This is a genomic window from Ruegeria sp. CK1 (assembly GCF_056536545.1).
In genome coordinates, this window is the sequence record NZ_JBQFPX010000003.1 from 298,237 (window position 1) to 311,889 (window position 13,653).

Here is a 13,653-nt window from a genome sequence, read left to right on the forward strand (position 1 = left end):
AAGATTTTATCCGACCTTCCCAAGACTTGTAGCCCGACAATAGGATTTTCTGACCAGATCAGACAATCAGGCTATTTAGTGTACGCAAAGCGTTGGAGGCAATGCCAATACAACCTCTTGAATGTTCCAATGCAGTCTTCCGCCCAATCTCGCTCTCGAATACCGCGAAGAGGAGTTGCTTTGCAGCCCACCGAGTTCAACGTATTCTTCACCTGCGAAAAATTCTTCAAAGTGAGATCACCCAACGCGCATCCTAACTGGCTTCAGTAGCACGTTCTTCAACGGTCGCTCTGTAAAGGCTTCGATTGGAGCCCAAACTTCAAACCGACATGAGCCATTTCTTGAAAATTCTCACTGAGACGCGATCCTGGTCGCCGGGTCGACAGACGAAGTAGAGACCACGTGCCAATTGAACAATGCTTTCGTCGAGGCGAACCAACCGACCGAGCTCCAAGTCCCTCTCAGCCAAGAGATGTCTGGCCAATGCCACGCCTTGCCCGTCAATTGCGGCCTCCAACAGAACAGCACTGTCGACATATTTGATGCTTTGCGATTTGATCCGATCAGCACTCAACCCAACTTGCTCAGCCCAGGTTTCCCATCCGACGTTGAAAGCGTCGTGCAAAAGAGGAAGACTAGTCACGTCCTCGGCACGCATTGGCAGCCGAGTTTTCTTAACCAGAGCGGGTGCGGCCACAACAATCAGTTCTTCCTGTCTAATTTGCTCATGGTAGAGCCCGTCCCAACTAGGCTCCCCGAAACGCAGGGCTACATCGACCTCGGATGTATCGAAATCTGCATAGGCATCGTTTGTGTCCAGCAACAGGGCGATGCCTGGGTGTTTTTGTTGAAACAAACTCAGTAACGGTACAAGCCATTTAAGCGCCAGCGATGTGGACACAGACACCGTAATCGACTGGCGGTGATGTAACCGCTTCACCTCCATCACGCCCAGCTGCAACGCTGAAAATGCTCCGCGCGTCGATTGATGCAGACGTTCCCCGGCCTTGGTCAGCTCAACGCCATTGGGGCGGCGGTGAAAAAGCGTCACGCCGAGATGCAGTTCCAGCAACTTGATTTGCCGACTGATCGCCCCGTGGGTGACATTCAGCACATCCGCCGCTTTCGTCAGGCTGGAGTTGGTCGCGGTTTCGTCAAAGGCCTGAAGGGCGCGCAGGTGTCTGAGGTTTTCGGTCATGTGAGAAAATCTAACAGCAATATGCTGTAAACTCGATAGGTTCCTTAGGATCCAGTCAGTTATACTGAATTCAATCCAGCAAATCTCACATGCAATCTAGCTGTAGAAAGGACACACCATGCCCGAAGTCAAAGTTGCACTGATGACAGGGACAGGACAGGGCATCGGCCGGGGCTGCGCCATCGAAATGGCAAAGGCAGGCTTTAAAGTCTCGCTGATGTCTCCGTCCAACCGCTCGGTTGAACTGGCTGAAGAGCTTGGGGGCATTGGTCGCCGCGGTTCTGTACTGGATGTCGACGATCTACAAGCGATGATCGACGACACCATGAGCAAATATGGCCGGATTGATGCAATTGTCAGCAACATGGGGCACGGCGGATCGGTGCCGGAGGCCATCAAAACGGTCGGTTTCGATCCTGACTTTGACGGGCCGCTTTTGGAACTCAGCGATGAGTTGTGGCACGAAAGCCTGGACATGTACGTACTGAACGTCGTCAAGATCGCGCGTATCGTCACGCCCATCCTGATCGAACAAGGCGGTGGTGCTTTCGTAAACATTTCGTCCATGAATGCAGTTGAGCCACGTGCCCCCTACCCTATGAGCATGTTGCGCGGAGCTCTGCACAGTTTTTCAAAGCTTTATGGGGATCGATTTGCACGGCATAATATTCGGATGAACAACTTGCTCCCCGGATTCTGCGAAAACGTGAACCTGTCTGAACGAGCCCGTCGGGAAATCCCCGCTCTGCGGGCCGCAACATTTGAAGAAATTGGGCAAGCATGCGTGTTCCTCGCCAGCGACGGAGCCCGATATATCAACGGTCAGAGCATTTTATCCGATGGTGGGATGAACCGCGCGGTTCGATAGCAAAGAGGCGTTGAAATATGATTGTAACGACACTCAAAGATATCCTTGGTACAAATCGAGACGTCTCCGGTCCGGGGTGGAATAGCAGAAGGTTGCTTCTTGCCTCTGATGGCATGGGGTTTTCACTCACGGACACGATTATCAAAAAGGGTGCAATGCTTGAGCTTGAGTACACACATCATCTGGAAGCATGTTATTGCATTCAGGGTCTTGGTCAGATCAAGACGGCCAGAGACGAAATATGGCATTCCCTTGAGCCATTTACACTCTATGCCTTGGATCAACATGACCGGCACGTGGTACGAGCCATCGATTCCGATTTGAGGCTTGTTTGCGTCTTCAACCCGCCACTCACTGGGGGTGAAGTACACCGAAAAGACGGAAGCTACGCGCCGGCAGACGTCTGAGAACGATGTGAACATCTGTCCGAACGCAAGAAATGAAGTCGCGCGAAGTGGTGCAAAACGCAAAATGTGGCACTTTACGTGCGCTGCAATGGCTTACTCGCCCTCAGCTTTTGTGTTGCGCAAGCCAAATTGGCGAACACAAATAGTGCTGGCTGCTACTCCTAGTGACACGATTGCGATCCCTTTCGGAAACACCCCTTAAAAGCGTTTTTCTGTGTCGAGCCACGCGGAACCACCTGAAAGCTGAAGTCAATTTTTGCGTTTAGCTCGGCCGTGTCACCTTCCAACGCCTCGACAATCGTACTGACGGCATTGCGCCCAATCTCGTGTCGAGGCGTTGAAATTGAAGTGAGGCCCCAGACTTAGATGTTTGCTCCTTTCTAGGTCATTGAATCCGCAGATACCGAAGTCTTCTGGTATGCGGATACCGTGTCGTCGCGCATCCAATAGAGCGTCAATAACTAGGTCGTCGCTAAGGAAGATTCAAAACCAACTGCCCAGACCCAAATATATCCCTCCACTTTTAGTCTTTCAGCGTAACTTGCTACAAAGCAAAAAAAGCCCGCCACATGACGTGGCGGGCTTGGTCAAGGTTTCTGAAGGTGAGGGCTCAGACGCCTTGATATCTTGCTAAGTCTTCTGAAGCCCGCGCTTTTCTGATCCCTCTGCGGAAGACACGGTTTTCTACTGCGCGCAGTATCACGTAGAATAAAGGGGTGAAGAGCAGGCCAAACACGGTCACCCCAAGCATCCCCGAGAATACAGAGACACCAAGCGCCTGGCGCATCTCAGCGCCTGCGCCGGTTGCGATCATCAGAGGTACCACACCCAGAATGAAGGCAAGCGAGGTCATGACGATCGGGCGCAGCCGTGTTTGAGCCGCCTGAACTGCCGCTTGCCAACGATCCAGACCCTGATCCTCGGCTTGACGCGCGAACTCTACAATCAGGATCGCGTTCTTTGAGGCCAGCGCAACCAGCACCACAAACCCGATCTGGACAAGGATGTTGTTGTCGAGCCCCGCGATCCAAACCCCGGTAATAGCAGACAGTAGAACCATGGGGACTATCAAGATTACGGCAGCGGGAAGGGCCCAGCTTTCGTATTGTGCAGCCAGAACAAGGAATACAAAGAGCACAGCAAAGCCAAACACAATCAACGCGGTGTCGTCAGTATTCTTCTCCTGATAGCTCAGTTCCGTCCATTCATAGCTGATACCCTCGGGTAAAATGCGATCGGTCAGGGCTTCCATACGTTCAAGCGCTTCGGCGGAAGACACGCCAGGCATGGTTTGCCCTTGCACGGCCGCAGCTGGGAACAGGTTGTAACGTGGTTGACGCAATGGCCCAGTCGTGTTCTCGAAGCTTGCCACGGCCCCGAGGGGCACCATTGCACCGTTGTCGGACCGGGTACGCAAGCGCGCCACGTCTTCGGCGGTTTCACGGAATTGGGCATCGGCCTGTGCAACCACTGTGTAAGTGCGGCCATAGAGATTGAAGTCATTCACGTAAGACGACCCAAGATAGACCTCTAGCGCTTCGTTGATATTGGCAACCGGCACATTCAGCATCTCGGCGCGCTCACGGTCGATCTCGGCCCAAACCCTTGGGGTACCAGTCGAGTAGAGCGAGAATACAGCAACCAATCCGGGATCTGCATTTGCTTCTGCGGACAGGGCTCGTGCGGCCTGTTCCAGTGTCAATGGGCCAACACTACCAGTATCCTGCAGCATCATCTTGAAGCCGCCGCCGGTACCGATGCCGCGCACGGGCGGGGGTGCGATAACAAAGATCGCCGCATCATCGATGGTTGCCATACGCTGACGAGCTTCGGCCAAAACCTCTTCGGCCTTGATGCCCTGCGCCTTGCGATCTTCGAACGGTGTCGTGGCAAAGAAGATTACACCAGTGTTCGACTCAGTGGTGAAAGTGGCACCGTTGAAGCCCGAAAAGACAGCAGCGTTTTCCACACCTTTTATCTCAAGCAACTCATCAACGGCATGGCGTACGACTTTGTCTGTACGCTCAAGCGAAGCGCCCGGCGGCAGTTGTACCACCGTGATGTAATACCCCTGATCCTGCTCTGGAACGAACCCACCCGGTACTTTCGAGAACTGGGCATCAGTCAGCAGCAGCAATCCGGCAAACAGGCTCAGCATGATCATTGGCACGCGCACCAGTCGGCGTGTGGCCCACGCATAGCCGTTCGAGGCACGATCAAAACCGGCATCAAATTTGGACAGCACGAAAGTCACTGGGCGCATAAGCAGGCCGGGTTTCTGTTCACCATGCGGTTTCAAAAGCATCGCAGCCAGCGAGGGTGACAGTGTCAACGACACCAACAACGAGATTGCTGTGGCTGCCGTGATAGTCACAGCGAACTGGCGATAGAACTCACCAGAAATACCGGCAACCGCCGCCGTCGGTATAAACACTGCCGCAAGAACCAACGAAGTGGCAATCAGCGCGCCTGATACTTCGGTCATGGTTTTCCGGGCGGCTTCACGCGGTGAAACGCCGTTACGGATGTGCTTTTCGATGCCCTCGACCACAATGATTGCGTCATCGACAACGATGCCAACCGCAAGAACAAGGCCAAACAGCGACAGGTTGTTGATCGAATACCCCAGCGCCGACATCACTGCGAACGTGCCGATGAGCGACACTGGGATTGCGAGGATTGGTGTGACGGCAGCACGCCACGTACCCAAGAACAGCAAGATTACGGCGACCACCAACACTACAGCTTCGAGCATGGTTTTTACCACTGCATCAATCGAAGCCTGAATGTACTCGGTTGGGTTGTAGATCACGTCATAAGCGAGACCTTCTGGGAAATCCTTGCTCAACTGCTCGACCGTCTCCAGAACATCGGCAGCTGTCTCTAGCGCATTGGTTCCGGGACGCTGGTTCACAACCAGTGCGACGGCAGCATCCCTGTTGAGATAGGCGCGTGTTGTGTAGTTCGCCGCCCCCAGCTCAACACGCGCGATGTCGGAAAGACGCACAATTCGCCCGTCTTCACCGCGCTTTACGATGATCCGTTCAAATTCGGACACGTCCGTCAAACGTCCAGCGGTTTGTACCGAGACCTCGAAGTCGGTGGCATCCGGGGTCGGCTGTTGGTTCAGAAGACCCGAGGCGACCTGCGCGTTTTGGCTGCGCAGGGCTGAAATCACTTCGCCCGGAGTCATATCAAGGGAGGCAATACGTTCGGGATCCAGCCAGATACGCATCGAATAATCTCGTGCGCCAAAAAGGACTACATCACCGACACCGCCAAGGCGCGTCAGCTCATCGCGTACCCGTTGCGCTGCATTGGTGATGTAGAGCGGATCACGCGAAGCGTCGGGCGAAAACATGTGCACAACCAACAACAGGTCTGGGGACGCCTTTTGCGTAACGACGCCAAGCCGCCGTACAGTTTCCGGCAGACGCGGTTCAGCGATTGCGACACGGTTCTGAACAAGAACCTGAGCTGCATCCAGATCAGTACCCAGCTCAAAAGTGACGGTGACCGTCAAGTTGCCGTCGCCCGTTGCCTGCGACGACAAATACAACATCCCTTCAACGCCATTGATCTGTTGTTCAAGGGGCGTGGCAACGGTTTCCGCGATAGTTTCGGCAGAGGCGCCAGGATATTGAGCGCTGACTTGCACCGTTGGCGGTGCAACCTCAGGATATTGAGCAACTGGCAATGTGAAGTAGCTCAGTGCACCGACAATAGTGATAAATGCCGAAATTACGATCGCAAATATCGGTCGATCAATAAAGAAATGGGGCAGTTTCATCGGATTGTCCTCACCTAAATCAAAGGGTTACGCTTACCGAAGCGCAACCTCTGTCGTTTCGGTATTCGATGCCGTGCGTACTTGGACCTGCGCGCCGGCAGCCACCATGTGCAGCCCGCTGACGACAACTTGTTCGCCCGGCTTAAGACCCTCAACAACCCGCAAACCTTCAAACCGGTCCTGCAGGGTTACTTCGCGGCGGGTAATCGTGTTGTTTTCATCGACGACCCATACGAATTTGGTTGCCTGATCCGAATTGATCGCCCGTTCGGGAATAACGATACCGTTCATGTCGATTTCGGCAGCCAGACGCATACGTCCAAACATTCCTGGCACGAGCAAGCCACTATCGTTTTCCAAAACCGCATGCCCCCTTAGGGTGCCAGTTCCGACATCCAGGCGGTTGTCCACAAAGTCGATTTTTCCGGAATGCTCAAAGTCTGCGCCATCGGTTAACTTGATCTCGACCGGCAAGTCACCCGCCACGCCACGAAAGCCAGTGTCACTATGCATCCGCATGTATTCCAGATACTGCTGCTCGGTCACATCGAACACAAAATGGATCGGATCGATCGAAACGATCGTCGTCAACGGGGTTGAGCCTGACCCGGCCGAGATCAGGTTCCCTTCGCTGACAAAATCATCAGATATTCGCCCGGTGACCGGCGCGTGAATCCGTGTGAACTCAAGGTCTAACTTCGCACGGTCCATCGCGGCTTTGGCCGAAGCAATACTGGCCTCGGAAATTGCGGCGTTCTGACGGCGTGTATCCAGTACTGATTGGCTGATATGACCCTGCTCACGCAATAGTTCGGCGCGCTCAAGCTCGGACTGGCTCAGTTTGGCAGCGGCTTGTGCTTCAATAAGCTGAGCTTCAACCTCGGCGAGAAGGGCTTGATAGGGGCGCGGGTCAATCGAGAAAAGCAGATCGCCTTTCTCAACGATCTGGCCTGACGTAAAGTGCACGTTGTCCAAGTGCCCAGACACTCTGGCGCGTACCAGAACTTCATCCACGGCCTCGAAACGTCCGGTAAACTCGTCCCAATCTGTCACATTGCGTTTTTCCGCTAAGAAAACCTCGACCGTTGGGGCAGCTGGTGCCGCCGTCGGCGCCGAAGCTTCTGCTGCGCTCACGAAGCTGGGTAATTCAACCTCGTTTGCCGTGTACCAAAGACCACCGGCGACCACCGCGCCGATTGCTATACCGGAAATCAGGGAACCTTTGTTAGGCATCATTCTATCCTCACCTATGGGCCAAGAGACCCGAAGTTGTGGATAGAATGTCTTGTTTAATAAGCGTTCGTGTAGCCCGCGTTCAGGACGATCACTCTTTCCTGTCGGGACTTAATTAAAGGTGAGCTTGAAAATCATTATTTCTCAGAATCTTGGCGGGTTGGACACTAAAAAATCTACGAAAGCCCTGACACGTGGAGCGACAAGCCTGCGGTCTAGATAGACGATGGAATAGGGAAATTTGTCCATCCGGACGTCTTCCATCACCTCTACCAAGCGACCCTGTGCCAGTGAATCCAAGATCAGATAAGTTGGTAATTGCGCAATTCCAAGCCCGGCTTCCGCGGCTTGATGTATTGCATCTATATCGTTTCCGATCAGAACGGGATCCAGTGTTCTGCGGACTGCGTTGCCGTCACACTCAAACATGAATGGGAAAAGTCGACCGGTATTCTGAGCCCGATAATGGATGCCTCGATGGTTTTCCAGATCAGGTATTTGCCGGGGATGCCCGTAGCGTTCAATGTAAGACGGGGCAGCTACAGTGTGTATCACGTCATCAAATAGCTTCCGTGCGACAAGGTTGGCGCTGTCGCCCAACTTCCCAATGCGAACAGCAACATCAATGCCTTCTGATGCAAGATCGACAATCCGATCCTCAAATCTCAATTCCACTTCAACATGCTTATAGCGGCACATGAAGGATAAAACTCGCTGCGTGAGCCACATCCGCCCAAAAACGGCCGCAGAAGAAACAACCAGTTTTCCTCTGGGTTCGTCCAGACTGTCCGTGAACTCGGTTTTTAAGCTTTCTGCGTCATCCAGTAGCTTCCGCGCACCTTCCAAAAGCCTTTCACCCTCAACAGTCAAGGCAACTGAGCGAGTTGTGCGCGAAAACAGTTTGGCGCCAACTTGCGCCTCAACACGCTGCACGGCTTTCGAGACAGCCGAGCTGGTCATACCTTCAACACGTGCCGCTGCTGCGAAGCTTTCCGTCAGAGCAACGCGGACAAATATTTTGAGATCCGATAGGTTTTCCATTTATCGTAGTTGCTGCTGGTTCCGTAGGACTTGTCAATGCTTGATCTGACGATCAGTAGTTGTCAAACCGAGCAGGGTTTCTTGAGGTGCTCGATAGTAGGGTTGCCGGAATATCAGTTGTTTTCAGAACACTTTCGTGTGGTTGCAAACCGACACCGCAGAGTTGTTGTGACTAGGTAAAACATACCTAGCACGAGACTATTTTTCATCGATTCCCCAATAATTTCCTTATGAAAAGGCATCAAAATACGGTTATTAGAAAATCTATTCTCAAGCTCAGGCTTAAATTGGTTTAGGGCCAGTAACGCACGATTTTCATAATCTGATGTGCCAGTTAGATATCCAGTGTGAACAAACATAGCCAATTCCTGCTGACGTTAGGTCGTGGACCCCTGGTTGTGCCCCTGTCTTCATCTCTATTTGCGTAAATCACCGCCATATTCTTCGTTCGCTGCCTATGTCATCAAACAATCCTTTAACGTGCATTGAAAATGGTTTTGCTAAAAAGAGTTACATAGGGCGTTCGCGCTCTGGTGATTTATTATTCTTCACCAAAAGTGGTAGCAAAAACTCTGGGTGGTTCATTGAATATAGGACAGCCCAAGATTTTGCGTACCCAACTAAATGGACAAACACTTCTTCCAGTCTGGAAGCAGTATCAATGAATGCCCAACTTGAGTAGAGAAAATTGGGGCATTGAAGTTGTCGACGAACAGCCCGTATCGGCAGATTCCGCTATCCCACAATTCACTCTTTGGAAGACACCTCAGGCCCACAGACCCGAGAACGTAGCTTTCGTTTGGCGACGAGCACGGACTCAAGTAAAGTTCCCTGCAAAGTTTGAAAGGTGTGTTTTGAAACGAGCTGTACAGTTACTTGCTGCTCTGATGCTGGCAGGATGCGTGTCAACTACAACGCCTCCTTCTGCACCTATTCCAGTCACAGCTCGCGCGAGTACGCCAGTCAATTCGCAGCAGGCTCAAACGAGGTTCCGTCAGGTCGCCTCTCGCGTTGAACCCACTGCCGAAAGAGAATGCCGCCGTCGGACGCAGGGCGTGAATTGCGATTTTCTGATCCGCATTCATCCTGACAAAAATGCGCCATCTAACGCCTATCAGAGTTTAAGTAAGTCGGGGCGCCCGGTGATTACGATGACCCAAGCTCTGATAAAGGATGTGAACAACACCGACGAACTTGCATTCGTTATGTCGCATGAAGCCGCCCACCACATACAAGGGCATTTGGTACGCAAGGCCCAAAACGCGGCAGCTGGTGCGATGATTTTAGCCGGCCTCGCAACAATCGCCGGGAGTGGGGCGAATGATATCGCCGCGGCACAAGATCTTGGAGCTTTTGTTGGCGGGCGCAGCTATTCAAAAGACTTTGAGTTGGAAGCTGATCGGCTAGGCACGGTAATCGCCTACAAAGCGGGTTATGATCCTCTCAAAGGCGCGTTGTACTTTGCGAGAGTTCCAGATCCCGGTGATCGCTTTCTAGGGACGCATCCACCCAACGCTCAAAGATACTATGCTGTACAGGCTACAATGGCTCAGATCGGTGGATGAATTACTTGGAACTCAGCTCATTGCTGAATATGACGGCCAGCCCTTGTTTTTGCAGTTGCAGTGAGCAACCCGTTAAACGGGCACTCAGCAATCGTGCACCCTTGGAAACCTCTGTTTCTAATTCGCCTCAACTAATATTTTTAGCTCGGCGTATCGGACTCTCCATGGCCGGTGATTCCCCGTGAAAATCCTTAGAAATCACAAGTTGGGCAACATCTAGCAACCCGCGATCCAACAAGAGCATGACACAAAAAAACTGAGGACAGCTTTTGCAGTCCTTAAATTTTCACATGCCACCTTGCAGATTTTTAACTTAATAACAGATAGTTATTATGGTGCGGGTGGAGGGACTTGAACCCCCACGCCTTGCGGCGCCAGAACCTAAATCTGGTGCGTCTACCAATTTCGCCACACCCGCACTACCGGCTCAGTCAGCCGGGATGAGGTGGTCAATAACAAAGCCTGCAGCGGAGTGCGAGAGGGAAAATTAAGTTCGTAAAAGTTTGTTTGATGTCATCCAGCTTGAGGACGGTTTCACGTCTGACTCGAACAAGTTTTGTCTCAAACCTTGCCTGCGTATTCGCGCCTGCGCCGAGACTACGGAAACATCTCAACAGGCCGCACATGTCTGCTATCGGAACTGTGAAATACGATTGGTTATGGTCCTCGAAATCGCACTAAATCACCACTGGTGATAAACGCGTTTACGTTGAGTAACGCAAAGCTCAAAGCGCAGCGTCTGGCAGGACATCCTTAAGTTCCGATCTAGGCCCGCGAACTTGCAAAGGTTACTGCGCAAAACGCGAATCTCATTATTTTTTATTATTTACAATAATTTAAAGTGGGTCAACCACGAGAAAATCACCTAGTTCTTTCACATTGATTCTCAAACGGCACCCGCTTTGCCACAGAGTCAAAAACCTCAAACACGACTAAGGGTTGAGAGCCGGCAAGCGCCTGAACCATATTTGCGCCACATTTCAAACGCCAAAAAATCTTATTCGCGTCAAAATAACACCGCGTTGCCAGTAATTGATGAAGCGTGGGAGTTAATGAGTCTTTTTGCCTGCGGGCACAGTACCAGTTTTTTGCTCAACTCGAACACAAGGGTCTTAGCCGTGACCGATACGATGAATGCCGCTGCTGCCGAGCAAGACGCCGTTGGTCTTGCACGCGAAAGTTTCCTTGGGGAATTGAAATCGCTGAATCGGAACCATCCGAACACGGGTTTTGGCGTCTCGTTGCGCACCCATTCCGGGGGCCACTACCTTCTGGCCAACTCGCGTATGCCATTGCCCAAGACCAAATCTAATGGTTTCCCGACAGGTCGTCGCCTTGCGATGCTGGAAAACAGTGAACAGTTTAGCTCAATTGAAGTGCTTGCCGATTCTGGGGCGTACGAAGAAATCTCGCCGGATGCCGAAGCTGAAATTCTGGGCAACGCCCTGAACCTGATCGCCCGGATCGATATTCTGACAAGCACACCAGATTGTCACGATCAGCACCACATCGCTGCTACTGGAACCGGAGGCTGATCATGGCGCGTAACGACCACCTTCTGTCCGTAGGCAACGAGGCGCTGACGCCGATGACTTCGGCCATAGCTTCGCTGTCGACTCAGATTGATCAATTGACAGAGGTGGCCGACGCGCGCTCCTCGGCGCGGCTTGCTACACTCAAGACCCGGATGGAGAACTTCACGGCCAGTGTTACCATGGTCGGACAGGTTAAGGCCGGAAAATCCTCAATCGTGAACATCCTGGCCGGGCGCCCTGCCCTGCTACCGTCGGACGTGAACCCGTGGACTTCGGTGGTCACAACGCTGAACATCAACACCCGAACAGAAGGCGACAAAAGAGCCAAATTTACATTCTTCGAGCAGGAAGAATGGGACAACCTGATGGTTGGCGGTGGTCGTCTGGGTGAACTGGCCAATCGGGCTGGTGCTGATGACGAAATGGAGGATATCCGCCGTCAGATCGGTGAGATGAAAGCCAAATCCGAGTCGCGTCTGGGTCAGCATTTCGACCTGATTCTTGGTCAAAGCCACCAGTATGACTATTTCGACGAAGAACTGATCCAGCGCTATGTCTGTCTTGGCGACGAAGACGACCCGGACATCAATCCGAAGACCGGCCGCTTTGCTGACGTTACCAAATCGGCGGAATTGTACATGGACATTCCGCAATACCCGATCTCGCTGAAACTCTGTGACACGCCCGGCGTGAACGATACCTTCATGGTGCGCGAGCAGATCACACTGCGTAGCCTGCGCGGGTCCGAAGTTTGTGTTGTTGTGTTGGCGGCCAGCCAGGCACTGACAACCATGGACATGGCGCTGATGCGGATCATCGCGCAATTCGAAAACCGTCAGATCATATTGTTCGTGAACCGGATTGATGAGCTGTCCGATCCGGTCAATCAGGTGCCAGAAATCAGAGACCGAATTCAGGACACTCTGAAGCAGAACAACATAGATACGAACACCAGCGTCGTATTCGGAAGCGCGCTTTGGGCCGAAGCCGCTTTGACCGGTAACCCGGATATTCTCAATGAAGATTCGCGTGAGGCCTTGAACACCTTTTACCTGGCTGCTGGGTTTGGAGATCAGGCGCCATCGCTTGATAAGATTTGGGCGTTGTCCGGCCTGCCCGATTTGTTGCTGGCCATGAACGAACGCATCGCCGAAGGCGCAGGCACCCGCCTGCTGGACCGCGTACGTCACCGGGCTCGCAACATCGCAAGCCAAATCCGCGCCACAGCAGTTGCCAAGAATCTTTCCGATGGTCAGGGCGTTGTGCGCGATCTGGACGGCGTGTCGCCCGAAGAAGCAATTGCAAAGGTCATCGAGGAGTACGACAAGAAGGCCGCCGCATTGACCACGTCCTTGCGTGACAAAGTATTGGATCGCTTGAAATCGGCGGAAGACAACTTCGTCAAACGCGCCACGGATTCTCTGATTGCGCACCTGGAAAAGAATGGCGAGCAAGGCACTTGGCAATATGACCCTGCGGGTCTTCGCACACTACAAAAAGCAGCCTATTTCAGCTTTGCCCGGTCGATGCGAAAAGAAGCTGGTGCGCTCTACAACACGGCTGCGTCCGATGTAGAGGCCCTGTATCAAGCGCTGCTGGGCAATCATCTGGGGGAATTCAGCATCGAGGCGCCGATCGTCCCTCGCGTGCCGCCGCCGCTTGGTATCGGTCGCACCATCGCATTGGACTTGCAGAGCACGTGGTGGCGCCGCTGGTGGCAACGCCGCAAAGGGTTCGAAGCTTATGCAGCGGACTATACGCGCTTGATTGCATCTGAAGCAAACTCGATCACCAAAGACATCGAGGAAAATCAGATTGCGGCAGTTCTAGAAAATGTCCGGGCCGGTTTGGCCGACTTCCTACGTGAGCAGAAAGAAACCCTGCTGAATATTTCGGCCTCAGCCGAGCAGGACCCAAACCAAACAGCTCTGATGGCAGGCATGGCGCCGAAGAAATCCCGTGACGATATTCTGGGCGACATCCTGAAAGATCTTAGCAACGAGGCAGCATAAGTAG

Annotated in this window: 9 protein-coding genes and 1 tRNA gene; 5 read left to right on the top strand and 5 right to left on the bottom strand. The window is 52.8% G+C overall.

Annotated features, from left to right (window positions below; genetic code table 11):
- Window positions 1–319: 319 nt before the first annotated feature.
- A complete protein-coding gene (locus tag ACR0L3_RS10530) occupies window positions 320–1,198 on the bottom strand; it encodes a LysR substrate-binding domain-containing protein (protein ID WP_480745669.1) in 879 nt (292 codons plus the stop codon).
- A gap of 118 nt (window positions 1,199–1,316) precedes the next feature.
- Here ACR0L3_RS10530 and ACR0L3_RS10535 point away from each other — a divergent pair, with 118 nt between their 5' ends.
- Entirely contained in the window at window positions 1,317–2,066 is a 750-nt protein-coding gene (locus tag ACR0L3_RS10535) for an SDR family oxidoreductase (RefSeq protein WP_480745670.1), read from the top strand.
- A gap of 17 nt (window positions 2,067–2,083) precedes the next feature.
- Entirely contained in the window at window positions 2,084–2,473 is a 390-nt protein-coding gene (locus tag ACR0L3_RS10540; protein ID WP_480745671.1) for an ectoine synthase, read from the top strand.
- 610 nt (window positions 2,474–3,083) lie between these two features.
- On the opposite strand, the gene ACR0L3_RS10545 is transcribed toward ACR0L3_RS10540, so the two are convergent.
- The 3 genes from ACR0L3_RS10545 to ACR0L3_RS10555 all read right to left on the bottom strand — a co-directional run bounded on the left by ACR0L3_RS10545 (window position 3,084) and on the right by ACR0L3_RS10555 (window position 8,537).
- Window positions 3,084–6,263, bottom strand: a complete 3,180-nt coding sequence (locus ACR0L3_RS10545; RefSeq protein ID WP_480745672.1) for an efflux RND transporter permease subunit — start codon at window positions 6,261–6,263, stop codon at window positions 3,084–3,086.
- Window positions 6,264–6,296: 33 nt separating this feature from the next.
- Entirely contained in the window at window positions 6,297–7,499 is a 1,203-nt protein-coding gene (locus tag ACR0L3_RS10550; RefSeq protein ID WP_480745673.1) for an efflux RND transporter periplasmic adaptor subunit, read from the bottom strand.
- 141 nt (window positions 7,500–7,640) lie between these two features.
- Complete coding sequence (locus ACR0L3_RS10555) at window positions 7,641–8,537, bottom strand: LysR family transcriptional regulator (RefSeq protein WP_480745674.1); 897 nt, start codon at window positions 8,535–8,537, stop codon at window positions 7,641–7,643.
- Window positions 8,538–9,424: 887 nt separating this feature from the next.
- Here ACR0L3_RS10555 and ACR0L3_RS10560 point away from each other — a divergent pair.
- A complete protein-coding gene (locus ACR0L3_RS10560) occupies window positions 9,425–10,102 on the top strand; it encodes a M48 family metalloprotease (protein ID WP_480745774.1) in 678 nt (225 codons plus the stop codon).
- A gap of 333 nt (window positions 10,103–10,435) precedes the next feature.
- Here the strand turns inward: ACR0L3_RS10560 and ACR0L3_RS10565 are convergent.
- Window positions 10,436–10,520, bottom strand: a tRNA-Leu gene (locus tag ACR0L3_RS10565).
- Window positions 10,521–11,220: 700 nt separating this feature from the next.
- On the opposite strand from ACR0L3_RS10565, the gene ACR0L3_RS10570 reads away from it, so the two are divergent.
- Together ACR0L3_RS10570 and ACR0L3_RS10575 are read left to right on the top strand one after the other, a co-directional pair.
- Complete coding sequence (locus tag ACR0L3_RS10570; protein ID WP_480745675.1) at window positions 11,221–11,637, top strand: hypothetical protein; 417 nt, start codon at window positions 11,221–11,223, stop codon at window positions 11,635–11,637.
- Between the two features lie 2 nt (window positions 11,638–11,639).
- Window positions 11,640–13,649 (top strand): dynamin family protein, encoded by a 2,010-nt coding sequence (locus tag ACR0L3_RS10575; protein WP_480745676.1) that lies wholly within the window; start codon window positions 11,640–11,642, stop codon window positions 13,647–13,649.
- The last annotated feature ends 4 nt before the right edge of the window (window positions 13,650–13,653 follow it).